The organism is Actinoplanes nipponensis (genome assembly GCF_016862275.1).
Taxonomy (GTDB): Bacteria; Actinomycetota; Actinomycetes; order Mycobacteriales; family Micromonosporaceae; genus Actinoplanes; species Actinoplanes nipponensis.
This window is the reverse complement of sequence record NZ_BOMQ01000086.1, coordinates 45590-70073: the sequence shown is the minus strand read 5'-3', so window position 1 is coordinate 70073 and position 24484 is coordinate 45590. Positions and strand designations below refer to the sequence as shown.

At 73.8% G+C, this 24484-nt stretch carries 19 protein-coding genes; 6 read left to right on the top strand and 13 right to left on the bottom strand.

All coding sequences use genetic code 11. The features are described 5' to 3' along the window. Positions 1-154: 154 nt before the first annotated feature. Positions 155-2011 carry an acyl-CoA dehydrogenase gene (locus Ani05nite_RS35535; RefSeq protein WP_203775743.1) on the top strand — a complete coding sequence of 619 codons (1857 nt, stop codon included), beginning with the start codon at positions 155-157 and terminating at the stop codon, positions 2009-2011. A 58-nt stretch (positions 2012-2069) separates the two neighbouring features. Here the strand turns inward: Ani05nite_RS35535 and Ani05nite_RS35530 are convergent, their stop codons facing one another. Next, a complete protein-coding gene (locus Ani05nite_RS35530) occupies positions 2070-2585 on the bottom strand; it encodes a SixA phosphatase family protein (RefSeq protein WP_203775742.1) in 516 nt (171 codons plus the stop codon). Between the two features lie 101 nt (positions 2586-2686). Here Ani05nite_RS35530 and Ani05nite_RS35525 point away from each other — a divergent pair, with 101 nt between their 5' ends. Beyond that, positions 2687-2986 carry a DUF6458 family protein gene (locus tag Ani05nite_RS35525; protein ID WP_203775741.1) on the top strand — a complete coding sequence of 100 codons (300 nt, stop codon included), beginning with the start codon at positions 2687-2689 and terminating at the stop codon, positions 2984-2986. A gap of 60 nt (positions 2987-3046) precedes the next feature. Here Ani05nite_RS35525 and Ani05nite_RS35520 read toward each other — a convergent pair whose 3' ends face one another. After that, the gene (locus Ani05nite_RS35520) at positions 3047-3892 is read right to left on the bottom strand and encodes an SDR family oxidoreductase (protein WP_203775740.1); all 846 of its coding nucleotides are present in this window, start codon (positions 3890-3892) and stop codon (positions 3047-3049) included. 126 nt (positions 3893-4018) lie between these two features. On the opposite strand from Ani05nite_RS35520, the gene Ani05nite_RS35515 reads away from it, so the two are divergent. Then, a complete protein-coding gene (locus tag Ani05nite_RS35515) occupies positions 4019-4381 on the top strand; it encodes a winged helix-turn-helix transcriptional regulator (RefSeq protein WP_203775738.1) in 363 nt (120 codons plus the stop codon). On the opposite strand, the gene Ani05nite_RS35510 is transcribed toward Ani05nite_RS35515, so the two are convergent. The 8 genes from Ani05nite_RS35510 to pdhA form a co-directional block, all read right to left on the bottom strand. Then, entirely contained in the window at positions 4363-5181 is an 819-nt protein-coding gene (locus tag Ani05nite_RS35510) for an alpha/beta fold hydrolase (protein WP_203775736.1), read from the bottom strand. The two genes, Ani05nite_RS35515 and Ani05nite_RS35510, sit on opposite strands and share 19 nt — an antisense overlap. A gap of 5 nt (positions 5182-5186) precedes the next feature. After that, on the bottom strand, positions 5187-5864 hold the full coding sequence (gene trhA, locus Ani05nite_RS35505) for a PAQR family membrane homeostasis protein TrhA (protein WP_203775734.1): 678 nt from the start codon (positions 5862-5864) through the stop codon (positions 5187-5189). 52 nt (positions 5865-5916) lie between these two features. Beyond that, positions 5917-7701 (bottom strand): NHL domain-containing thioredoxin family protein, encoded by a 1785-nt coding sequence (locus Ani05nite_RS35500; protein ID WP_203775732.1) that lies wholly within the window; start codon positions 7699-7701, stop codon positions 5917-5919. Positions 7702-7769: 68 nt separating this feature from the next. Further along, positions 7770-12128, bottom strand: coding sequence for an LppU/SCO3897 family protein (locus Ani05nite_RS42005; RefSeq protein WP_203775730.1), 4359 nt, complete (start codon positions 12126-12128; stop codon positions 7770-7772). Positions 12129-12448: 320 nt separating this feature from the next. Then, on the bottom strand, positions 12449-12586 hold the full coding sequence (locus Ani05nite_RS35490) for a hypothetical protein (RefSeq protein ID WP_203775728.1): 138 nt from the start codon (positions 12584-12586) through the stop codon (positions 12449-12451). A 167-nt stretch (positions 12587-12753) separates the two neighbouring features. Further along, the gene (locus tag Ani05nite_RS35485; protein WP_203775726.1) at positions 12754-14253 is read right to left on the bottom strand and encodes a dihydrolipoamide acetyltransferase family protein; all 1500 of its coding nucleotides are present in this window, start codon (positions 14251-14253) and stop codon (positions 12754-12756) included. 5 nt (positions 14254-14258) lie between these two features. Next, on the bottom strand, positions 14259-15242 hold the full coding sequence (locus Ani05nite_RS35480) for an alpha-ketoacid dehydrogenase subunit beta (RefSeq protein ID WP_203775773.1): 984 nt from the start codon (positions 15240-15242) through the stop codon (positions 14259-14261). Further along, positions 15239-16378, bottom strand: coding sequence for a pyruvate dehydrogenase (acetyl-transferring) E1 component subunit alpha (gene pdhA / locus Ani05nite_RS35475; protein ID WP_203775724.1), 1140 nt, complete (start codon positions 16376-16378; stop codon positions 15239-15241). The genes Ani05nite_RS35480 and pdhA overlap by 4 nt, the downstream gene beginning before the upstream one ends. A 1641-nt stretch (positions 16379-18019) precedes the next feature. Here pdhA and Ani05nite_RS35470 point away from each other — a divergent pair. From Ani05nite_RS35470 to Ani05nite_RS35460, 3 genes are all read left to right on the top strand, one after another. Then, the gene (locus tag Ani05nite_RS35470) at positions 18020-18274 is read left to right on the top strand and encodes a hypothetical protein (RefSeq protein WP_203775722.1); all 255 of its coding nucleotides are present in this window, start codon (positions 18020-18022) and stop codon (positions 18272-18274) included. 90 nt (positions 18275-18364) lie between these two features. Then, a complete protein-coding gene (locus tag Ani05nite_RS35465; protein WP_203775720.1) occupies positions 18365-18886 on the top strand; it encodes a SigE family RNA polymerase sigma factor in 522 nt (173 codons plus the stop codon). Further along, a complete protein-coding gene (locus tag Ani05nite_RS35460; RefSeq protein ID WP_203775718.1) occupies positions 18883-19845 on the top strand; it encodes a hypothetical protein in 963 nt (320 codons plus the stop codon). Before Ani05nite_RS35465 ends, Ani05nite_RS35460 begins: the two co-directional genes overlap by 4 nt. A 6-nt stretch (positions 19846-19851) precedes the next feature. Here the strand turns inward: Ani05nite_RS35460 and Ani05nite_RS35455 are convergent, their stop codons facing one another. The 3 genes from Ani05nite_RS35455 to Ani05nite_RS35445 are packed head-to-tail and all read right to left on the bottom strand — an operon-like array spanning position 19852 to position 24424. Beyond that, entirely contained in the window at positions 19852-21075 is a 1224-nt protein-coding gene (locus Ani05nite_RS35455) for a hypothetical protein (RefSeq protein WP_203775716.1), read from the bottom strand. Positions 21076-21110: 35 nt separating this feature from the next. Beyond that, on the bottom strand, positions 21111-22790 hold the full coding sequence (locus tag Ani05nite_RS35450) for a GTPase (RefSeq protein ID WP_203775714.1): 1680 nt from the start codon (positions 22788-22790) through the stop codon (positions 21111-21113). Beyond that, a complete protein-coding gene (locus Ani05nite_RS35445) occupies positions 22787-24424 on the bottom strand; it encodes a GTPase family protein (protein ID WP_239130972.1) in 1638 nt (545 codons plus the stop codon). The genes Ani05nite_RS35450 and Ani05nite_RS35445 overlap by 4 nt, the downstream gene beginning before the upstream one ends. Positions 24425-24484 lie beyond the last annotated feature (60 nt).

Genomic DNA, 24484 nt, shown 5'->3' with positions numbered 1-24484 from the left:
ACGGTTGCCCCCTTCGCCACCCGATCGGAGGCTTGTGGTCCCCAACCCGACGGACAGCCAAAGATCGAAGCGGACTTGTCGGACCCTACCCGCGGGTAATACAGTGTTGGTTACTGACGGGTAACTCGCGTCCGGAGAGCGGGGCCAAGAACACATGAGTCACTACAAGAGCAACCTGCGCGACCTCGAGTTCAACCTCTTCGAGGTGTTCGGGGCGGATCGGGCCTTCGGCCAGGCGCCGTTCGACGGCATCGACGCCGAGACCGCGCGCGACGTGCTCGCCGAGGTCAACCGCCTCGCTCGCGAGGACCTCGCGGCCAGCTACACCGAGGCCGACCGCAACCCGCCGCGGTTCGACCCGGCGACCAACACCGCCGATCTGCCCGAGGCCTTCAAGAAGTCGTACGCCGCGTTCATGGCGTCCGAGTTCTGGCGCCTCGACCTGCCCGAGGCCCTGGGTGGCACCCTCGCCCCGCGGGCGCTGTGGTGGGCGATCGCCGAGCAGATCCTCGGGGCCAACGCCCCGGTCTGGATGTACTCGTCCGGTCCCTCCTTCGCGCACGTCGTGCACGTCGAGGGCACCGAGGAGCAGAAGCAGTGGGCCAAGCTCTTCGTCGACAAGCAGTGGGGCTCGACGATGGTGCTCACCGAGCCCGACGCCGGCTCCGACGTCGGCGCCGGCCGCACCCGGGCCATCCCGCAGCCCGACGGCTCGTGGCACATCGAGGGCGTCAAGCGCTTCATCACCTCGGGTGAGCACGACCTCAGCGACAACATCATCCACTACGTGCTGGCCCGTCCGGTCGGCGTCGAGGGTGAGGGCGGTCCGGGCACCAAGGGCCTGTCGCTGTTCATCGTGCCGAAGTTCCACTTCGACGCCGAGACCGGCGAGCTGGGCGAGCGCAACGGCGTCTACGCCACCAACGTCGAGCACAAGATGGGCATCAAGGTCTCCAACACCTGCGAGATGACCTTCGGCGAGCACGGCACGCCCGCCCAGGGCTGGCTGCTCGGCGACGTGCACCAGGGCATCCGGCAGATGTTCATGATCATCGAGTACGCCCGGATGATGGTCGGCACCAAGGCGATCGCCACCCTCTCCACCGGCTACCTCAACGCGCTGGAGTACGCCAAGAACCGCGTCCAGGGCGCCGACCTGGTGCAGAACTCCAACAAGGCGGCCCCGCGGGTCACGATCACCCACCACCCGGACGTCCGCCGCTCGCTGATGCTGCAGAAGGCGTACGCCGAGGGCCTGCGCTCCCTGGTGATCTACACGGCGACGTGGCAGGACAAGGTCGCGATCGCCCAGGCGGCCGGGGACAAGGAGGCGGCCGAGACCGCCGAGCGGATCAACGACCTGCTGCTGCCGCTGGTCAAGGGCGTCGGCTCGGAGCGGGCGTACGAGCTGCTGGGTCACGAGTCGCTGCAGACCTTCGGCGGCTCCGGCTTCCTGCAGGACTACCCGCTCGAGCAGTACGTCCGCGACGCCAAGATCGACACCCTGTACGAGGGCACCACCGCGATCCAGAGCCTGGACCTGATCTTCCGCAAGATCGTGAAGGACCAGGGCCGCGCGCTCGCCTCGCTCGCCGCCGAGATGCAGGAGTTCATCGCCAGCGAGGCCGGCAACGGTCAGCTCAAGGTCGAGCGCGCGTCGCTCGGCAAGGCGCTCGGCGAGCTGCAGACCATCCTCGGCATCGAGATGGGCTGGCTGCAGGCCGTGCAGGCCGGCGACGCCCGCGAGCTGTACAAGGTCGGGCTCACCTCGCGCCGGGTGCTGCTCGCCCTCGGCGACGTCGTGGTCTCCTGGCTGCTGCTGCGCGGGGCCGAGGCCGCCCTCAAGGCGCTGGGCACCGAGGTGGGTACGGCCGACAAGGCCTTCTACGAGGGCAAGATCGCCGCGGCCCGGTTCTTCGCCCGCGAGGTCCTGCCGCGCATCGGCTCCGACCGCCGGATCATCGAGAACACCACCCTCGACGTGATGGACCTGGCCGAAGACGCCTTCTGATCCTCGCGCACCACGGATGAGCGGAAGCCGGCGGACAATGACGTCCGCCGGCTTCCGCCTATCCGCGGGCCGTGTGCACGGTGACGAGGGGCATCGAGAACGGCTCGGAGTGCGACCAGGAGCCCTCGGCCCGGTGCACGGCGAGCCCGGCGGTGCGCAGCGCGGTGAGTTCACCCGCGCTGTCGTACGGGCGCAGCAGGATGGACACATCGGACATCGTGGGGTTGTGCCCGATGACCAGCACCGTGTGCACGGCTTCCGGCACGGCCCGGAGCAGGTCGATGACCTCGGTGCGCCCGCCGTCGTAGAGACGCTGCTCGTAGTGCACCTCGGGAGCCGGCGCCTCCGGGTCGGCCTGGGCGAGAGCCACCGAGACGCCCTGCCAGGTCTGCCGGGTCCGCCGTGCCGGTGAGCAGAGCACCAGGCCCGGCCGCAGCCGCTCGTCGGCCAGCCAGGAGCCCGCCGCGTCCGCGTCCGCGTCGCCCCGGGCGGTCAGCCGGCGCTCGAAATCGGGCAGCTCACCGGGGGTCTCGGCCTTGGCGTGCCGGAGCAGGACAAGAGTCCGCACAGTCATGCGTCCAGCTTGCCTGATTGAGGAATCCGCCGCCGGGGTAGACACCCTCACGACGTATTGCCGCGGCTCGGTGCGGCAGCCACGAGCCAGGGAGGCCACTTATGGGCATCGGCGGAAGTATTTTCCTACTCGCGCTGGGAGCGATCCTGGCGTTCGCCGTCAACGCGGACATCAGCGGACTGGACATCAACGTCGTCGGCTACGTACTGATGCTGGCGGGCCTCATCGGCCTCGTCATCACCCTCTGGTACTGGAACAGCCGGCGCCGTCCCGCGGTCGTGCAGCGGCAGCAGCCGGTCGTGACCGACGACCCGGCGTACCACCGCGACGGTGAGGTCGTGCAGGAGTACCGCGAGACCACCCGGCGCCAGCCCCCGCCCCCGCCGCCGTACGGCGCCTGACCGCAAGCGCGAGGGAGTGCCACCGAGCAGTGGCACTCCCTTCGACGTGCCCGGGCGTCGTCAGGCCAGCCGGGCGCGGACCGCGTCGGCCAGCGGGGTGGCGGGACGGCCCAGCAGTCCCGCCAGGTCCTCGGTGCCGGTGTAGAGCGCACCGGAGGCGGCGCGGTGGTCGGAGTCGGCCAGGATCGCGGCGAAGCCCTCGGGCACGCCGACGCCCACCAGGAACTCGGTGTACTTCTCGGGTGACAGGTCGGTGTAGGTCACCTCGCGGCCGGACTGCCGGGAGACCTCGGCGGCCAGTTCGGCCAGGGTGACGCCCTCGCCGCCCAGCTCGTACACCTGCTTGTCGAGGTCGTCCGCGACGACCGCCGCGGCCGCCGCCTCGGCCAGGTCCGCGCGGGTCGCGATGCTGATCTTCCCGTCGCCGGCCGCGCCCACCAGGCCGTGCTCCAAGGCGCCCCGCAGGTCGTAGTTCTCCAGGTACCAGCCGTTGCGCAGCACCACGTACGGGAGGCCGGAGGCGGCCAGCGCCTGCTCGGTGGCCAGGTGCTCGGTGGCCAGGATCATGCCGGAGGTGTCGGCGTGCGGCGCGCTGGTGTAGACGATCCGGCCGACCCCGGCGTCCTTGGCCGCGTCGATCACGTTCTGGTGCTGCGGTACGCGCTTGCCGGGCTCACTGGCCGAGACGAGCAGCACCCGGTCGGCGCCGGCGAACGCCTTGCGCAGCGACTCGGGCTCGTCGTACGAGGCGTAGCGGACCGACACGCCGCGCTCGGCCAGGTCCTGGATCTTCTCGACGCTGCGGCCGACCGCGATGATCTCGGCGGCGGGCACGCCCCGCGCGAGCAGCGACTCGACGGCGATGCGGCCCAAGTGCCCGGTGGCGCCGGTGACGACGATGGTCATGCGAACTCCTCAAACGTGCGTGCGCGACGGCCGGTCGACCGTCCCCCGGCACAACTGTGCAGGTGAAGGGTTACTTCCCACGAGATAGAGAGCACCTTGAAGTGCAGTACTCACCTGAGGGATAGTGTGCTGGTGGAAGCGACCGTGTACGCCAAGGACTGCCCGAGCCGGCAGCTGCTCGACCGCATCGGGGACACCTGGAGCGTGCTCATCGTGGCCCTGCTGGCCGACGGGCCGCTGCGCTACACCGAGCTGGCCCACCGCATCCCCGGCATCAGCCCCAAGATGCTGACCCAGACGCTGCGCGCCCTCGAACGCGACGGCCTGGTCACCCGGACGGTCTACCCGGTCGTCCCGCCCCGGGTCGACTACGCCCTGACGTCCCTCGGGCGCAGCCTGCTGGGCCTCGTCGGCGCCCTGCAGCAGTGGGCCGAGAAGCACATCGCGGACGTGGTCGAGGCGCGCAGCGCCTACGACGCTCGGGGCTGAGTCACCCAGTCCAGCGCCGCCGCCGCGGACGTCAGGATCGAGATGTGGCCGTCCTCGGGACGCAGCCACAGCTCGGCGGTGGGGCAGTGCCCGGCCAGCCAGGCGCCGTGCGCCGCGGGCACCATCAGATCGGCGCCGCCGTGCACGACCAGCAGCGGCGCGGCCACCGCGGCCGGATCGAAGCCCCACGGCGCCACGTAGGCCAGATCGTCGTCGATCAGCGCGGCCGGGCCGGCGGCCAGGGCCGGACGCACCACGTCGAGGAGCCACGACCACTCGCCGCCGAACATCGCCTCGTCGCGGGCGGTGAAGCCGGGCTCGGCGTCGGTGACCGTGGCCTCGTGACGTTCCTTGGCGGCGCGCCCCCGGGTGGCCGCGCGCAGGGAGGCGACACCGGAGGGCGCCATCCCGGCGAACCAGTCCAGGCCGTCGGCGCCGTACGGGGCCAGGCCGGCGAGGACGGCCACCGCGGTGACCCGGCCGGGCAGCAGCGCGGCGCAGGCCAGGGCGTGCGGGCCGCCACCGGAGTGGCTCATGGCGGCGAAGCTGTCCAGGCCGAGCTCGTCCGCCACGGCCGCGACGTCGGCGGCGGCCGACGCGATGTCCCGGTCCGGGCGCGGGGTCGAGCCGCCGTAGCCGGGCCGGTCGTACGACAGCCAGCGGACCCCGTCGCGCATCAGCGGCACCGGCGGCGCACCGAGGTTCGGCGTGCCGTGGAACCAGAAGACCGGCGTGCCGTCCCCGCCCGTGTCGTACGCGTGCAGGATGCGGCCGTCGCCCGGCTCGACGTCGAACTCCATGGCCGCTAAGCGTAGAGCGCGAAATAGATCGCGATGTGGTGGCAGAGCGCGGCGACCAGGGTGCAGGCGTGGAAGAACTCGTGGTGGCCGAAGACCGTGGGCCACGGGTTCGGCCGGCGCATGGCGTAGAAGACGGCGCCCACGCTGTAGATCAGTCCCCCGGCGGCCAGCAGCACCAGGCAGGCCACGCCGCCGTTGCGCAGGATGTCCGGCAGGATCGCGACCGCGCCCCAACCCAGGGCCAGATAGAGCGGCGCGCCGACCCAGCGCGGCAGGTGCGGCCAGATGCTCTTGAGGGCCACCCCGCCCAGCGCGCCGATCCAGATCAGGCTCAGCATCAGCGTCGCCTTCTCCCGCGGCAGCAGCAGGACGCAGAACGGCGTGTAGGTGCCGGCGATGAAGATGAAGATCATGGAATGGTCCAGGCGCCGCATGACCTGGTAGCCCCGCTCGCCCCAGACGCGCCGGTGGTAGAGCGCGCTGATGCCGAACAGGCCGAGCACGGTGATGCTGTAGATCAGGGTGCTGACCAGGGGCGAGAGGCCCGGGCGGGTGGCGGCGATCGAGCACAGGACGGCGCCGCAGACCAGGGCGACGTAGAACGCGTACTGGTGCAGCCGGCCGCGCAAACGCGGCTTGCCGAGGTCGGCAGGCTTCATCTGGAACGGGGCGTCGGTCGTCACGGCTCCAGGTTACGGCACCGTAGGTTACTGGCGGGTAGTGAAGCGGCTCACCTCAGGCGTCGAGGCCGCGAAGGATCAACGGCAGCCGGCTCGGCGCCCCCGGCTCGACCAGCACCGGGACACCCCAGTCCTGGCGGGTCAGGTGGCACGCGGCGTGCTCCACCTCCGCGTCACAGGTCGCCGCCTGGGCCACCACCTGCAGGATGCCCCGGGCGACGGCCGGGTTCAGCACCAGCCGGCGGGACAGCTCGGTGGACGTGCCCTCGCCCGCCAGCAGCAGCTCCGGCGGCGAGGCCGACACCACCAGGCGGGTCGACGGGCCGAACGACGTGTCCAGCTTCTGGCCGGGCGCCGGGGTGAAGACCACGTCCAACGTGACCTCGCCCGGCGCCAGCGACGACGGCGGCCGCTCCGTGCGGCGCCGCTCGCCTTCGACCGTACGGACCGCGCCCGGCGCCAGCCGGACCAGGCGGTGCGCGCCCGACTCGACCACGAGCACCGCGCCGCCACGGGTCAGCACGACGTCGCTGGGCTCGGCCAGCCCCGAATCCACCGTGGACACCGTGCCGGCGTCCGGGTCGTAGCGGCGTACCGCGCCGTTGTAGGTGTCGGCGATCAGCACCGAGCCGTCCGGCAGCGCACAGACCCCCAGCGGATGCTGCAACAGCGCCTCAGCCGCCGGGCCGTCCACGTGACCGAAGTCGAACAGGCCCTGGCCGACGGCGGTGTGCAGCTCACCGGCCTCGACCCAGCGCAGCGCGGAGGTCTCGCTGTCCGCGATCCACAGCCGGTCGCCGGCGGCCGACAACCCCGAGGGCTGCGCCATCCACACGTCGGGCAGCTTGCCGTCCCGCAGGGACTCGACGGTGGTGCCCGCGTACACGCCCGAGTCGCCGGTCGCCGGGTCGAACCACCAGAGCTGGTGGATGCCGGCCATCGCGACGATCACCCGGCCCTCGAACCAGGCCACGTCCCACGGCGAGGACAGCGCCACACCGTCGTCGGCGGCGGACCGCCACGGCCGCCCGGTGCCGGCCAGGGTGCTCACCTCGCCGGTGTCCAGCCGCAGCCCGCGCAGCAGATGGTTGACCGTGTCGGCCACCACCACGTCGTAGTCGGCGGTGCCGGCCGGGAGCAGGCAGAGGCCCTGCGGCTCGGAGAAGCTCGCCAGCTCCGCCGGGCCGTCCGCGGGGCCGCGCTCACCCGTGCCGAACCGGCGCACCAGCGACTCGCCGTCGGCGGTCAGCTCCACCAGCGAGTGCCGGGCCGAGTCGGAGACGAGCAGGTTGCCGTTCGGCAGCTCGATGGCCTTGCCGGGGAACCGCAGCAGGGTGTCCGGGGCGGCCGGCGGCACGTACGGGCCGGTGCCGCGGTGCAACGTGCCCTTGGCCTCGTGGGTGGCGATCAGCTCGTCGACCAGGCGGGTCAGGCCCTCGGCGTGGCCCTCGCCGGCCATCGAGGCGACGACGTAGCCCTCGGGGTCGAGCACCGAGAGGGTGGGCCAGGCCTTGGCCGCGTACTGCTGCCACATCCGCATGTCGGCGTCGTCCAGCACAGGGTGATGCACGCCGTAGCGCTCGACCGCCGCGGCGAGGGCGGCCGGGTCGCGCTCGTGCTCGAACTTCGGCGAGTGGACGCCGATGATCACGAGGGTGTCGCCGTACTTCTCCTCCAGCGGCCGCAACTCGTCCAGGACGTGCAGACAGTTGATGCAGCAGAAGGTCCAGAAGTCGAGGATCACGACCTTGCCCCGCAGGTCGGCCAGGGTCAGCGGACGGCCACCGGTGTTCAGCCAGCCTCGGCCCCGCAGCTCCGGGGCGCGTACGCGCGCGGTCATGGGCCCATCGTGCCCGAAGCGCGGGTCACCCTTGGTCCGGGGTGCCCGCGCTTCGCGCACGTCACAGGTCAGCCGCGTGGCTTGAGGCAGAGCACCTGGCTGCGGCCGTTGTCGGTCGGGTTGACCACGTACGGCTGGTTCGGGTCGGGGCACTGTTCCTTGGTGTCGACGATCGCCGTCACCTCGAAGGAACCGGCGTCGCCACAGTTCGCGGTGACCGCCTTGGTGCCGTCGCGCTTGACGCAGTCCCCGGCGCTCACCGAGAAACCGCCGCCGCCGTCGTGCGAACCCCGCGCGATCAGCCAGGTGACGCCCAGCGTGAGCCCCACGATCAGGGCCGCACCGAGGACGACGCCCAGGATGACGGGCAGCATCCGTACGTGCTGACCCTCCGGCTTGGTCACCTCGGTCGGCACGACCTCCGGCGCGTCCGGCTTGAACGAGTCGAACCGGCTCTGGTCGGCGTCGGCCTCGGGACGACTCGGCCAGGACGCCGTCTGCTCGGGCCCGGGCGGCGTGACCGTGGCCCGGCTGGCCGGACCGGGGAAGACCCCGCCCATCCGCGGCCGCTCACCGAACGGCTGGGTGGTGTCCGGCTGCGCCGGCGGGAAGCCGTTCTCCAGGGGCGGGGCGGCGTGCATCGAGGGCAGCGCCGGCGCGGGCACGTACGGCTGCTGCTCCGAACCCTGACCGCGGCCCGACACGTCCGTGGTGTTCTCGCTGTACTGGTCCGGCGGCATCGTCCGGGCGGCCGGATTGCCGGGCACCGCGCCCGGCTGATCCGGCCGGCCGGGCCGGCCGCGGCCGGCGATGTCCGTGGTGAACTCGGTGAACTGGGCCGCCGCCTCGCGCGGATCGGGAGTGCGCGGGTCGGGCGACTGGCCGGGCGCGGGGGAGCCCGGGGCGAACGGCTGGCCGCCGGGCGGCGAGACGCGCGCGCTCGCCGTGGCCCGGCCGGAGGGCCGTGCGGTCGGCGCGCCACCGGAGGCCGGCTCCGCGCCGAACCCGCCGGAGGTCGGGGCCGCGCCGAACGGGCCGGACGTGGGCGCCGCCCCGAACGGACCCGAGGTGGGCGCCGCGCCGATGGGACCGGACGTGGGCGCGGCACCGAAGGGGCCCGACGTGGGTGCGGCCTCGGGGGTGCCGAAGCCGCCGGCCGGAGCGCCGCCGTCGAACGGACTCCGCCGGTCGTCGGCCTCCGGGGCGGGGCCGCCGTGCTCCGGCGACCCGAAGGCGCCCGAGGACGGGCGAGCGGCGAACGGATCGGGCCGCTCGTCCCCACCGTCACCGAACGGGGAGGCGCCGGACGAGGGCCGCGCGCCGAACGGCGCCTCGGCGGGGCGCCCGTAGGTGCCCTCCGCGGCGGCCGGACGGCCGTAGGCGCCGCCATCGGGAACGGGCGGTGCGAACGGGCTGCCGTCGGCGGGGCGGCCGTAGGTGCCGGCCGTGGGCGCGGCGCCACGGGCACCCGAGGTGGGTGCCGCGCCGCCGGCGGGCTGATCGCTGTCCTGGTACGGCGAACCCGGGGCGGGCTCGTCGGCCGGGGCGGGACGACCGTAGACGCGCGACTGCGGGCTCGCCGCGGGCGGCGGAGGCACCTCCTCGGCGTCCGGCGGCGGGGTCACCCGGCTCGCCACCGGTACGGACGCGCTGGCCGACACGGGACGCGCGGAGCCCTTGGCCGGCGCCGGGCGTTCACCGGCAGCGGACTCGGGGCGCTCGGCGGGATCCCGTGGCTGCGGGACGGCGGCGCCGCGCGGCTCGGCCACTACCGGCGAGCCGATGGCGTCGAAGGAAGCGCCGGGCACGCGCTGGGCGTACCCGCCGCTGCCGCCCTCGGCCCGCCCGGCGTCGGGCGAACCGGCGGCCGCGAACGAAGCGCCGGGGATCCGCTGGGCGTAGCTGTCCGACGGCTGCTCGGTACGGGCGAACGGCGCGGGCTGCGCGCCGCCGTCGTCCGGGCGGTCGCCGAACCCGCGGCGGGCCGGCAGGCCGTCCGGCTGGCCCGGAACCGGTCGCCCCCGCTCCGGGTCGCCGGGGCCGCGCAGGTCGCCGCCGGCCTCGTCGCGGCGGAAGGAGCCGTCGCGGAACGGGTTGCTGTCGGGGCGGTCCCCCACGGGGAAGCCTTCACTGTCGACCTCGTTCCGGGCGGCTTCTCCGCCGGGGGAGAAGGAGCCGCCACGGGCGGGCGGCGGGTCGTTCTCGGCGGCGTCGCGGGCCGAGAAGGCGCCGCCGGCTGGGTTGCCGCCACGAGCCGGGAAGTCGTCGGCGGCGGTGTCGCCGCGGGGGGCGAAGGCGCCGCTGTCGGCGGCGTTGCGGGCGGAGAAGGCGCCTTCGCCGCGCGCCGGGAAGGTGCTGCTTCCCGCGTCGCCGAAGGTGCCGCTTCCGGTGCCACCGGACGCCGGACGTGCGCCGTTGCCGGCGTCGCGGGAGGGGAAGGCGCCGCTGCCGGCGTCGTCACCCGAGGGGAAGGCGTTGCGCGCCGGGAAGGCGCCGCTGCCGGCATCGTTACCCGAGGTGAAGGCGTCGCCGCGGGCCGGGAAGGCGCCGCTGCCGTCCTGGTCGCGGGTGGGAAAAGCGTCGTTGCCGGGCGAGCCGCTGACGGCGGAGGTGCCACCGCGGGCGCCGGCGCCGCGCATGGGGAAGCTCCCGTTGCTGGAGCCGCCGCGCGTCGGGAAGCCCGCGCTCTCGCCGCCGCCTCGGGTCGGGATGCCGCCGCTCTCGCTGCCGGCTCGGGTGGGCAGGCTGCCGCCTTCGCTGCCGCCTCGGGTGGGCAGACCGCCGCCTTCGCTGCCGCCTCGGGTGGGCAGACCGCCGCCTTCGCTGCCGGCTCGGGTGGGCAGGCCGCCGTCGGCGGTGCCGCGGGCGGGGAAGGCGCCGCTGTCCGGGCCGGCGGGCGGTGCGTCCGGCAGGCCGGTCAGGGTCGCGCCCGGGACGCGGACCCGCTGGTCGCCGAAGACCGAGACGCCCGGTGGGCGCTCGCCGGACTGCTGGTGCCCGTCGTCGTCACCGCGGGCGGCGCCGAACGCACCGGCGGCCGGGGATCCGCCGAGCGGCTCCCGGGGGGCGGGGGCGAACGGCGACCGCTCGGCCGCGGCCGGCGCCGTGCCGAGCGGCGGGCGGCCGGCGGGAGCGCCGAAGGGCGTGCCGTCGGCCGGTTCCGGTCGGTCGAACGGGGAGCCGGCGGCGCGGTGCGGCATGTCGGGGCCGGCGGCCGGGGTGGGGCCGGCCGGCTGGCGGGCCGGCGTGAAGCCGTTGAAGTCGCCGACCGGTCCGTCCAGCGGGCCGCCGGCGACGCCGGGCGAGCGCTGAGGCAGCTGGTCGCCGCCGGCGCGGTACGGGTGGGGTTCGGCCGGGCGGGCGAAGGGGTTGTCCTCGCTCGCGGCCGGCTGGGCGGACTGCGGGGGAGCCCAGCCGGACTCCGGCGCGGCGAACGAGCCCGGGTCGGCCTGACCGGAGGCCGGCGGGCGCGGCGGCAGGGCGCCCGGCTCGGGCACCCGGGCTGAGCCGGCGGAGGGCGAGGAGAACTGGGCCGCACCGGGACCGAAGGCCGGGCCGGGGCCGGAGGCCGAGCCGGGACCGAAGGCCGAGCCGGGGCCGGAAGCCGGGCCGGGGCCGGGGCCGGCACCGGGATCGAAGGCCGCACCGGGGCCGAAGGCCGGGCCAGGAGCGGAAGCCGGGCCGGGACCGGAGGCGGAGCCGGAGCGCTGAGGCATGGACTGCTGGGAACCCGACTGGGGATATCCGGCCGGCTCGGAACCGGCCGGCTCGGAGCCCGCCTGGGGTGAGCCGGGCTGCGAGGCACCGGCACGCTGGCCGCCGGGCGGGGACGCGGGCGGCGGGAAGCCGGGCGGCGTATAGCCGGCGGGCGGGCGACCGGGCGGCGGGAAGCCGGGTGACTGCTGGCCGGGCTGCGGAGCCCCGGGCGGCGGGTAGCCCCCGGAGGCGGAAGGCGAGCCGGGCGGCGGGAAGCCGGGCGACTGCTGCCCCGGCTGGGCGGCTCCGGGCGGCGGGTAGCCCGCGGAGGCCGAGGATGAGCCGGGCGGCGGGTAGCCCGCGGAGGCCGACGATGAGCCGGGCGGCGGGTAGCCAGGGGCCGAGGGCGAGCCGGGCGGCGGGTAGCCCCCTTGGGCCGGGGGTGAGCCGGGCGCCGGGGGCCCCGGTGGCACCGGGGTCTGGCCGGCCGGCGGCACCGCGGGCACCACGAACGGCGAGCCGCCGTTGGGCGTGGTGTGCGGGGGTGGGGCGTACGCGCTCGGGAAGGACTCCTGGGCGTGCGGGTACGACGGGGGCCGGTCGGCGGCGCGGTGGCCGTCGGCGTCCGGGGGGAAGGCGTCCGGCGGGAAGCCGTCGGTGCCGAACTGGTCGGCTCCGCTGCCCGACGTGACCCCCGGCTGCTGACCGGCGTGCTGGCCCTCGGACGTCATACGCGCCTCCTCCATGACTGTCGGCCGTGCCGGCTTTGCACCTGCGCTCCGCGCAGCATCGGCGGTGCGGCCGACCTTGCAGAGCTGGGCGTCGCCCGGTCGGTGTCCCGTCCGGCCGGCCGAGCCGGGCAGGTGACCGTCGCCCACCGTACCGGGCGTCGGGGACGGAAGAAATCCCGGTGTACGCCGTCGGGAGCGTGGCGGTGCGGCGTAAATCACGGGGGAGGGCGACCTTTGGTGGGCATTTGCCCGGATAATGCGACGACGGCCCGCCCGGAGAACCGGGCGGGCCGTCGGGCGCGGCAGTGATCAGAAAATGATCAGAACACGCGCTGCTGGCTGAAGATGGCGATCTCGTCCCGCATCGACTGCGTCGGCGCCGACTTCCACGCGCGGTCGATCGCGCGGGCGTCGCGCTTGGCGATGCGGCGGTTGCGGATGCGCTCGATGGTGCTCATTGCGGTGCTCATCTCCCCTGGGCCAACGCTGGCCTCGTTTGCGGTGCCGTGATCCGGCGCTACATCCATTCAACCGCGCCGAACCGCGGACCGCCAACGAATACAGGGGTGATCCCGCTTACTGACCTAAGGATCGAAGGCTGAGAAAACTCCTTGCCAAAGAAACTTCAGGTCCAGGAGAGCAGCGCCGCCTCCGGATCCTCGAGGAAGCCGCCGATGTCGCGCAGGAACTTCGAGCCCAGTTCGCCGTCCACGATGCGGTGGTCGAACGAGAGCGCGAGGGTGGTGACTTGACGGACCTTGATCTTCCCCTTGTGGACCCACGGCGTCGGGCGGATGGCCCCGAACGCCAGGATGGCCGCCTCGCCCGGCGGCAGGATCGGCGTCCCCGAGTCGACGCCGAACACACCGACGTTGGTGATCGAGAACGTTCCGCCCGACATGTCCGACGGTGGGGTCTTGCCCGACTTGGCGGTTTGCACAAGGGTAGACAACGCATCCGCGAGCTCACGCAGCGTGAGCCGACCGGCGTCCTTGATGTTCGGCACGATCAGGCCGCGCTGGGTGGCCGCGGCGATGCCCAGGTTGACGTAGTCCTTGACGATGATCTCGTTGGACTCGGCCGACCAGGTCGAGTTGACCATCGGGTGCCGCTTGGCCGCCAGCAGCACCGCCTTCGCCACGAACAGCAGCGGCGAGACCCGTACGTCCCGGAACTCGGGCCGGGTCTTGATCCGCTCCAGCGACTTCATGGTCCGGGTCACGTCCACGGTCAGGAACTCGGTCACGTGCGGCGCGGTGAACGCCGACGCGACCATGTTCTCGGCCGTCAGCTTGCGCACGCCCTTGATCGGGATGCGCTGCTCCCGCGACGCGTCGAACACCGCGGCCGCCGGTGCCGGCGCGACGGCCGGCGCGGCCTCGGTGGTCTCGGCCGGCGCCGGCGCGGCCGCCGCCTGCTGGACGTCGTCGCGGGTGATCGAGCCGAGCGGGCCGGTGCCGGCGATCGTGGTCAGGTCGATCCCGAGGTCCCGGGCCAGCTTGCGCACGGGTGGCTTGGCCAGGACCGGTCCCGCGATCCGGGCCGGCGTGACGGCCGGCTGAGGCGGTGCCACGGGCGCCGGCCGGGCCACGGCGGCCGGCTGGACCACCGGGGGCGGGGAGGAAGCGCGGGTCGGCTGGGCCACTGGCGCCGGTGCTGCCGCCGGGGGCGGGGTGGCCGGCGCTGCGGTCGGGGGCGGTGTGCCCGTACCGATGCGGGGTCGTCTTTTGGCAATTGCGGTTTTCGGGCCGTAACCCACCAGCACGGCCGTGCGGCCGCCGGGCGCCGGACCACCGATCATGCCGGGCTCGACGGACCCCTCCTCGGGGGCGACCTCGACCGCCGCGAGCGATTCCGCCGACGGCACCGGCCCGGCGCCGGGGTCGGTGTCGATCGAGATGATCGGCGCACCCACCTCGACCGTCGTGCCGGCCTCGTGGAAGATCTGCGTGACGACCCCGCCCCACTTGGCCGGGATCTCCACCGCCGCCTTCGCGGTCTCCACCTCGACGATCGGCTGGTTCAGCTCGATCGTGTCGCCCACCTTGACCAGCCAGGTGAGGATCTCGCCCTCGGTCAGGCCCTCGCCCAGATCGGGCAGGGTGAACTCCTTGATCCGTGACATGCCGCTCACCAGCCGAACGAACGGTCGACGGCGTCCAGCACCCGGTCCAGGTCGGGCAGGTACTCCTCCTCGACGCGGGCGGCCGGGTAGGGCACGTCGAAGCCCGTCACCCGCAGCACCGGCGCCTCCAGGGAGTAGAAGCACTCCTCGGTGATCCGGGCGGCGATCTCCGCGCCCAGGCCGAGGTTGCCGGGAGCCTCGTGCACGACCACGGCCCGGCCGGTCCGCCGGACCGACTCGTAGACCGGGCCCAGGTCCAGCGGGGACAGCGTGCGCAGGTCGATGACCTCGAGGTTGCGGCCGTCGTCGGCCGCGGCCTGGGCCGCGTCCAGGGCGGTACGGACCATCGGCCCGTACGCGATCACCGTGGCGTCCGTGCCCTCCCGCACCACCCGGGACGCGTGCAGCGGGAAGCTCGCGGGCGCGTCGAGGTCGACCACGCCCTTCTCCCAGTACCGCCGCTTCGGTTCGAAGAACACGATCGGGTCGTCCGAGGTGATCGCCTGCTGGATCATCGCGTACGCGTCGGCCGGGTTCGAGCAGGTCACGACCTTGAGGCCGGGGGTGTGCGCGAAGTACGCCTCGGGCGACTCGGAGTGGTGCTCGACCGCGCCGATGCCGCCGCCGTACGGGATCCGGATGACGATCGGCAGCGTGACGTTGCCCCGCGACCGGTAGTACATCTTCGCGACCTGGGCGACGATCTGGTTGTAGGCCGGGAAGACGAACCCGTCGAACTGGATCTCGCAGACCGGCCGGTAGCCGCGGATGGCCAGGCCGACCGCGGTGCCGATGATGCCGGCCTCGGCCAGCGGGGTGTCGATGACCCGGTCGTCGCCGAAGTCCTTCTGCAGGCCGTCGGTGATCCGGAAGACGCCGCCGAGCTTGCCGACGTCCTCGCCCATGATGACGACCTTGGGGTCGTTCTCGAGCGCGCGGCGCAGGCCGTGGTTGAGCGCCTTGCCCAGGGTGATGGTCTCGCTCATCAGTGGTTGCTCCCCTCGAACGAGGCCTCGTAGGCGGCGAACTGCGCGCGCTGGGCGTCCAGCTCGGGCGAGCCGTTCGGGTAGACGTGGTCGAACATCGTGACCGGCTGCGGGTCCGGCATGGCCAGCACCCGTTCGCGCAGGTCCAGGGCGAGCTTGCGGGCCGACTCGTCGACCTCGCCGAAGAACGTGTCGTCGCCGAGCTGCTGCTTGCTCAGGAACGCCTTGAGCCGGCTGATCGGGTCCTTGGCCTTCCAGGACTCGACCTCGCTGGCGATGCGGTAGCGGGTCGGGTCGTCGGAGCTGGTGTGCGCGCCCATCCGGTACGTGTACGCCTCGATCAGCGTCGGGCCCTGGCCGTTGCGGGCCTGGTCGAGCGCCGCCCGGGTCACCGCGAACGTGGCCAGCACGTCGTTGCCGTCGATCCGGACGCCGGGGAAGCCGAAGCCGGCCGCGCGCCGGTACAGCGGGATGCGGGTCTGCCGCTCGAGCGGCTCGGAGATCGCGTACTGGTTGTTCTGGCAGAAGAAGACCATCGGCGCGTGGAACACGCCGGCCCACACGAACGCCTCGTTGACCTCGCCCTGGCTGGTGGCGCCGTCGCCGAAGTACGCGATGACCGCCTCGCCGTCGGGGCTGCCGGTCTTGCCGTCCATGGTGACGCCCATGGCGTAGCCGGTGGCGTGCAGCGTCTGCGAGCCGATCACGATCGTGTAGCCGTTGAACTTGTACTTGTTCGCGTCCCAGCCGCCCTGGTCGACGCCCCGGAACAGGCCGAACGGCATGATCGGGTCGATCCCGCGGGTGTAGAGCACGCCGTGCTCGCGGTAGGTCGGGAACGCCATGTCCTGCGGGCGCAGCGCCCGGCCGGAGCCCACCTGGGCGGCCTCCTGGCCCAGCAGGCTGGCCCAGATCCCCAGCTCGCCCTGCCGCTGCAGGGCGGTCGCCTCGGCGTCAAGCCGGCGGACCGTCACGAGGTCCTTGTACAGCTCGCGGTACTCGTCGTCGGTGAAGTCGACCGAGTACGTGATCCCGTCCGCCGTGGTGACGCTGTCAATGCGCTCACCGTCGGGCGTGAGCAGCTGAACGAAGCCGCCTGCCGGAGCGTCTGCTCCGACCGGGCTATCGCCGTTCGCCATCCGTGTCTCCCTGTTCATCTCTGCGCCCACGGCGGGTGTTGCCCGTCCGCGCGGCTGACCGCTGGGGTTCGCCGCGCCTGGCCCGGGTGAGGTTGCCGCGCGGCTTGGTCGGCGGAATCACAGACCCCGCCGGGGAGTGACGATCCCCACCGCGTCCCGCTGCTTGGTCCAGCCGCGACGGCGGCGGTGCCGTCGCCCCCATCCTCGCAGAGAACGTGAGTGGCGCCACAGGTCAGGTCGATCACAGATCCGAAATCTTGCTGAGTCATCGGTGACCATTTTTGTCCTATTAAGCGGTTTTCGTGCCATCACTTCTGCCGGAACGGCTGACTTTCGCCGCTGCCGGAACCGCGATGCGTCGTTCACCCCGATAGCCGAGACAGATCCAGGTTGATCTTTATGTAGGGGGTGCCGGCAGTGCCGGAGCTACCGGACGACGACGGGCTCGGGCCGCCGATCAAGGTGATGCGCAAGCGGCTCAACGGCGTCTACAGCGCGGAGGGCTTCGCCGGACCGACCCGCCGCTACGTGCTCATCGTGGCCCTGCTGGTCGGGCTGGCGTCGCTGCCCACCCTGGCCGCCATCACCGCCGGCACCGGCGAACTGGACGAGGGCCGGCCCGGCGCGATGGACGCGCCGTTCCTCCCGCCGGCCTCGACCGGGCCGGTCGGGGTCCCCGAACCGACCGCCTCCAGCGGCGCGGGCAGCCCGCCACCGGGCGACTCCGGCCCGCTGCGGGGCCAGGCCCAGAAGCGCAAGACCAAGCCGCGGCCGGTCGCGCCAGTCAAAACCGGCAAGGGGTACGCCCAGAGCAAGCGCGTCGGGCCGAGGGGGTCGTCGGCTGATGGATCGGCCCGGCCGTCCGGTGACCGGCGGGAGTCCTGGCGTCCCCGGCCGGCGGTCGGTGGGGGGTCCCGGGGGTCCGATGCCGGTGGCTCCGACGGCGGTTCTCGTGGTGGTTCGGCGCCGGGGAAGCCTGCTCGTTCGCGGCCGCCGGGTTCGCCGTCTGTTCCTTCGGTTCCGTCCGTTCCTTCCGGTCCGTCTGTTCCTTCGGTTCCGTCCGTTCCTTCGGCGCCGGGCAGGCCGCAGAAGCCGGGGGATGCCGACGGGTCCGGGGATGGGGGGCCGCAGGGTGGCGCCCCGGATGACGGCCCGGACGACGGCTCGGACGACGGCTCGGACCACGGCTCGGATGGCTCGTCCGATGGCGATGGCTCGTCTGACGGCGATGGCTCGTCCGACGGTGACGGCTCGTCCGACGGCGGCTCTGACGATGGGCCTTCGGACGGTGGGGACTCGGATGGCGATGACTCGGATGGCGACGGGTCCTCGGAGGGCGGCGGCGACGACCAGCCGGACCTGCCGGCTCACCCGCCGTGGTGCCGGGACCGCACCGACTGCTCCGGGCGGCACCACCACCGCCCCCACCGGGATCGGCGCCAGGAATGCGACGAGAGGGACCAGCACCACGGGCGGGCCGGCCGCCAGGACCGCCACCGGCGCAGCACCGTCCACATCGCAGTCCGCCGGCACCGCCCGGCGCAGGACGAATCTCCCGGCCCCGACCGGCCGGACCAGCTCGTACAGATCAGCATCCGGACGGCGCAGGCCGCCCGGTCCGACTCCCGCCGGAGGTCAGCAGTGACCGAGCGCCCGCAGAACGTCAGGCCGTCCCGCACGGCGGACCGGACCCACAACAGCCACCGCTACCAGCCGCCCGCCGCCGACCGCGGTGCGGACGGCACCCGGACGGCGGCGGCGGTCCGGGCCCACCGCACGGAACGCATGCACCGCGCGGACGACCACACCGGCGCCCGGCACCGCCGCTCCCGGATGGGCCGCCACCACGCCGAGCTGCGCCAGGAGCACCCGGACCACCAGCAGAACCGCTGGTGAGGGCCGCCCTCTCCCGGCGATGTGGAGGCTCGCCGGGCGGGGCGGCCGAACGGGGGAACCTTCGGGCGGGTCCCGGACCCTTAATGGGGTATGGGCTTGTTCCACGGCACGGAACCCGCCGGTTACGAGGACTTCGTGGCCGGCCGGTACCGCGAGATCGTCCGCTTCGGCGCGCTGCTGACCGGCGATGCCCGCCTCGGTGAGGACCTGGCCCAGGAGGGCCTGATCGCCGCCTACCGGGCGTGGCACCGGCTGGACGGGCTGGACGGGAATCCCGAGGCGTACGTGCGCAAGGTGATGGTCCGGACCGCGATGCGGGCCCGCCGCCGGCGCTGGCGCGGCGAGGTGCCCACCGACGAGCTGCCGGAGGCGTCCCGTCGCGGTTTCGCCGATGAGTCCGATCTGAGCGTGCAGGTGTTCGCCGGTCTGCGCCGGCTGCCCGCCGACCAGCGGGTGGTGCTCGTCCTGCGGTTCTGGGCCGACGCCTCCGAGGCCGAGGTGGCGCAGACCCTCGGCGTGGCGGTGGGAACGGTCAAGAGCCGCACGTCCCGGGCCCTGGCCGCGTTGCGCGCCGACGGCCTGCTCATCGCATCGGCCAAGGAGGCCTCGTGAACCCCGCCCAGGTCAATGAGCTGCTCGATCGGGCGGCAGCCGCCGTCACGCCGGCCGAACGCGATCCCGCTTCCCGGCTCGCCGTCCTCGGGCGGCGCAGCGTGCGCCGCCGCCGGGCGTGGCGGGCCGCCGGCTCCGTCGCCGTCGCCGCGGCGGTGGCCGCGGTGACGCTGCCCCTGGTGGTGCCGACGCCCGACCAGCCCGCCGGCCCGGTGAGTTTCGCGGGCCTGACGGCCTCCGTCCCGCCCGGCTGGCGGATCAGCCGGGTCGCGACGGTCGACACCTGTACGGCCGAGGCGCGCACGCTCTATCTGGCCGACGGGTGGGACAACTCGGCGCCGCTGACCACCGCGCCCGGCAGCCCGCCGTACCGGTGCAGGTCGGAGGGCCGCACCTGGATGGCGCTCGTCCGGCACGGCCCGGGGCAGTACCTCTCCCCGGAGGCGCTGGTGGTGACGGACCAGCAGTTGCTCCAAGTGACCGAGGAGACCGCCGGGTCTGTCTACACCTACCTCCCCTTCACCGAGGACACGGCTCCGCCGGCGGTCATCATCGCCGCTGACGAGCCGGGCCGTGAGCGGCTGCTCGAACGGGTCACCTGGCCCGCCGGCCCGCCGGCTCCGCCCTCCGGCGGCCTGGCGCTGCCCCAGCGCATCACCAGCGTGGTCAGTGAGTACCGCGGGCCCATGGTCAGCGTGAGCGACACCAAGACGCTGACGAAGATCCGGGAGAAGCTCACCGCGCTGCGTGACCCCGTGCCGGCCGACGAGCTGTGCACGCTGCGCAAGCCCGGCCGGGTGGGCATCGGCCTCAACGACGGGATCACCGTGGTGCTGGGCGACGCGACCTGCCCCCAGGCGGTCTCGAACGGCGGCGGCCGGGTACGGGTGCCGCCCGGGCTGGGCCGGGAGCTGCTCGCGCTCATCGTGGCGAGCGACCACGCCGCCCAGAAGGACTGACCGGGGTCAGGAGTCGTCGGTGAGGCGGTGGCGGTTGGTCTCGATCCAGGCGTCGATGGCTTCCGCGTCGTTCGGGTCCACGCCCTCGGAGATCAGCTGGGCCACCGCCGCCGTCGCCGGGCTGCGCTTCTCGCCCGTGGCGTACAGGCGGGCGAACTCCGGGATCATCTCCTCGACCACCGTGTCGGTCTGCTCCGCCGCGGCCGCCGGCAGGCCCCGCTTCCGGGTGGCGTACGCCGACCAGGCCCGGGTCACCCGGGGGAGCATCGCCGCGTCGTCCATATCGAGGACCGCGCGCCGGTGCACCCAGTCCAGAAGGAACAGGCCCGCCACCGCGGGGCTCCAGCGCAGCGGGTCCGGCTCCGGCAGGCTCGCCGCGTGGTCCAGCACCAGGCTCAGACAGAAGTGCAGGGACGCCAGCTCGTCGTCGGCCGACACGTCGCCCAGGGCGAAGCGGGCCGCTTCCGGGGAGGACAGGAAGTCGCGGAGCAGGCGTTCGCGGTCGGGGGCGCTGAGCTCCGGCGGCTCGGCCAGCGGCGGGACCGTGGCCGCGGGCAGCAGGGCCAGCCGGGCCGTGGCCAGGGCCCGGTCGGTCGACAGGTTGCCGTCGGCGGGCAGCTCGCTGAGACCGTCGGTGATCTCCAGGTGCTTGCTCACCTCGCCGCGCAGCCGGCCCGGGTCCTCCTCGCGGAACCAGGTCAGCTCGTCGCCCGCGCACATCTCGCGGACCTGGCCCAGGATGCGCTCGGCCGGCCCGCCGACGAAGACGTCCTTGGTGATGCCGATGTTGTGGTCGACCAGCGCGACCACCGCGTGTTCCGGCCCGCCCAGCTCGGTGTCCTCATAGGCGAAGGTGACCAGATAGGACGTCTGGTCGCCGTACACGTCGCCGTACGCGTAGCAGCCGGTCGGGCGCACCCGGCCGAGCTGCTGCGTCCAGGCCGGGGCCAGGGCCCCGGGGCGCACCTCGGCCGCGCCCTCCGCCTCCGGCACCAGGGCCGCGAAGACCTCGCGGATCGTCGTCGCCGAGGCGGTGCGCCGCCGCGTGGTGGCGCCGAGGAACTGGCCGACGAACTCCCGGACCGCGGCCGCGCGGTCGGTGTCCGCCACCGCGTACACGCTGCCCAGCAGCGCGGTGCCCAGCATCTCGGCGTCCAGGGCGCAGTCGAGTTTCGCCACGTCACGGGCCGCGTGCAGGACCGCGTCGTATGGAGTCCGGGGTGCCGCCATGCCGCCGAGCCTACCCGTCCGGCCGCCCGCCGGACCTATTCCGATCGGACGACCGTCAGCGCCTCACGGGCCTGGGCATAGCCGTTGAGCACCTCGCGGACGGGCGCCACCACGTACTCGCGGGCCACCTCCGTGACCGCCCCGCGCAGCCGCTGCTCGGCGCGGCGGCCGGCGCGTCTCGCCCCGTAGTTGACGATCGGGCGCAGCAGCAGGGCCAGCAGGGCACCCACCAACAGGCCACCGAGCAGCAACAACGTGGGCAGCGGCACCTCGCCGACCTTGGGGTTGTCGAACGCCGGCAGGCCCAGCACGCGGACCGCGTACCCGGCGATCAGCCAGCCCAGGCCGGCCACCGCCGTGAGCGTGAGCACCCACTGCAGCAGGCCGACCACCCCCCACCAGAGGGGTTTGCGGCTCATCCCCAGGTCGGTTTTCGCCACCGCGCGGTCCAGCGCGTCGGGCAGGTCGCCCAGCCGCGAGCGGGAGGCGGTGTTCAGGGCCGGCGCCCACACCGGCGGGATCGGCGCGGCGGCGCGGGCCGCCACCGCCCGCACGGACAGCCCGACCGCGGACTTCTGCGCCGCGTCGGGCTCGGGCAGAGAGGTACGGGCGACCGGCTCCGCCTCCAGCGCGGCGTCCGGCTTGTCGGTGGACAGGTGCAGGCGCTTGAGCGGATCCGGGCGCAGCTTGCGCATGCCGCGGACCAGCGGCCAGCCGGTGCTGGCGATGGCCCGGTGCCGGTACGCGCCGGCCGTCGCCGCGGCCACGGCGGGCACCCCGGCCGACGCGGCCAGCGCGTCGCTGAGCTGGCGTACGGTCGCCCGGTCGACCTCGTCCTCGGCGGCCGGCGGCCCGATCGTCGTGGCCAGTTGCTCGGCCACCACGTCCAGGTCACCGGAGAGGCGACGCAGGGCCGCCTGCCGCTCGGCGACCGTCTTCTCCAGCGCCTCGCGCAGCTCGTTGAGCATGCCCGGCTGCTTGGCCGAGGTGGCCAGCGCCGGTACGCCGGTGAGCCCGTCCTCCTCCAGCAGCCGCTTGAGGTCGGTCAGCACGATGTCGGTGTCCGAAGGGGAGAGCCGGTCGGCCTGGTTGAGCACGACGATGGTGATGTCGCTGTGCTGCTTGAACTGCCGCAGATAGGCGTTGTGCAGCACGCGGTCGCCGTACTTCTGCGGGTCGACCACCCAGACCACCTGGTCGACCAGGCCGAGCAGCCGGTCCACCTCGAGCCGGTGCCCGCGCTCGACGGAGTCGAAGTCGGGCAGGTCGAGCAGCACGAGCCCGCGCAGGGCGGCCTCGTCGTCGCCGTCCAGGGCGCTCTCCCGGATGAAGCGCTGCCGCGGCAGCACCCCGATCCAGTCCAGGAGCCGGTTGGCCGGCTCGAGCGGGCCCCAGACGCAGGCGTGTGCCACGCCGGTCGTCGGGCGCCGCACGCCGACCGGCGACAGCTTGAGCCGGGCCAGCGCGTTGAACAGGCTGGACTTGCCGCTGCCGGTGCTGCCGGCGAGCGCCACCACGGTGTGGTCCTGCGACAGGGCCAGCCGGCTGCCCGCCCGCTCGACCAGCGTGTGCGCGGCGACCAGGTCGTTGTCGGGCAGGTAGGGGTCGGTCACCCGCAGGAAGCGCTGCAGGGCGTCGAGCCGGGCGACGAGCTGCTCGGCGTCCACCCGGTCGTCGCCGGCCAGCGCATGCTTGACCCGGTCCACGAGGCTCATGACGGCGTCCCGGTCAACGCGACTTCCTCCCTGGACCGTTCCACTTCGACGGCGGCCTGCCGCAGCGCGGCCCCCGGCTGGAGCTCGAGGCCCACGGCGGCGGTGCGGTCCGTGAACCGGGCCGCCTCCGCGTCGAGCAGCACGTTAACCCGCTTGATCAGTTCCGTGCGGGCCCGGGTGGCCAGGCTACGGACCGCCTGGTCGCCGAAGATGGCCTCCAGCACCTTCTGCGCGGCGACCGTGGTGCCCGCGCCGACGGCCACCTCGGCGCCGGTCGGGATGAAGGCCGTCGAGGTGAAGACCGCGATCATGACGGTCAGCCCGACGCCGTTGACCGCGTACGCGGCCCCGCGCGCCACGACCCGCTTGTCGCCCGCCTCGCTGCGGACCAGGTCGAGCACGTACTGCTGCCAGTCCCGGATCACCCGCTCGGCGCGTTGCGGCAGATCCGGCGAGGGCTTCTGCAGACCGGGCTCCAGCAGCGCCGTCCCGGCCGGATGCGCCTGCCAGGCCGCGTACGCCTGCTCGGCCGCGTCCGCCGCGACCCCGCGCAGCAGCGTGGCCAGCTGCGACTCCAGGGCCGCCTGCAGGTTGCGCCCCGGCGCCGGCCGGCCGGTGACCGCCGAGACGATCTTGTCGCGGAGCTGGCCGACCCGGGACTCCAGGGTGCGCAGCAGTTCCCCGGTGCCGACGAACTCCTGCCAGCGTGCCAGCACCTCGCCGCGCATGAGCCGGCCGTCCTGCAGGCCGTTCTCCATGCTCCGGCGGGCCGTGCGGTACGCGGCGGTCACCCGCTCGTCGAGGGCCTTGGCCGCGGTCGCCTGCTCGTCGGCGGCCTCGGCCAGCCCGGCCACCGCCGGCCCGAGCGCGGCCAGCGCGCCGTCCAGCGTCTGCTTGACCACGGCCGCCCGGGCATTGCTGTCCGCCGCGAGCTGGGCGAACCAGTCGTGCAGGGGCCGGGTGACGTCCTCGGGCAGCAGCCCGTTGCCCTCCAGGACGGACTCGGGCAGCACGAAGATCGGCGCCCCGCCCATGTCGCGGGCGGTGAGCATTTCGGCCAGGTGGGCGGAGATCTCCCCCGCCGCGTCCGCCGGAACCCGGTCCAGCACCAGGGCGATCACGGTGCCGCGCAGCCGGGCGGTGGTGAGCAGCTCCCACGGCACGGCGTCGGCGTACCGGGCCGCCGTCGTGACGAACAGCCACAGATCGGCCGCGGCGAGCAACTGGGCGGCGAGCTGACGGTTGCGGTCGACCACCGAGTCGATGTCCGGCGCGTCGAGGAAGGCCAGGCCGGGACCGAGCGCCGGCGCGGAGACCAGCTGCAGCGTCTTCGGGTCGGTCGAGCTCTCGGCGGTACGGGTCAACCCCGGCAGCAACTGGCCGTTACGGAACCACGACGAGTCGGACGGGTGGCTGACCAGCACCGGCGAGCGGGTGGTCGGGCGCAGCACGCCGGCCTTGGTCACCGGCGCCCGTACCAGGCTGTTGACCAGGGTGGACTTGCCCGCCCCGGTGGAACCGCCGACCACGACGAGCAGCGGCGCGTCGAGCCGCGCGAGGCGCGGCAGCAGATAATCGTCCAGCTGCGCGACGAGCGCGGCGCCGATCCGCTTGGCCTCCTCGGCCGAGGGCATGACCAGGGGGTACGTCGTCCCGCCGATGGTCGCGCGGAGCCGGGAGAGGGCCTGGGCCAG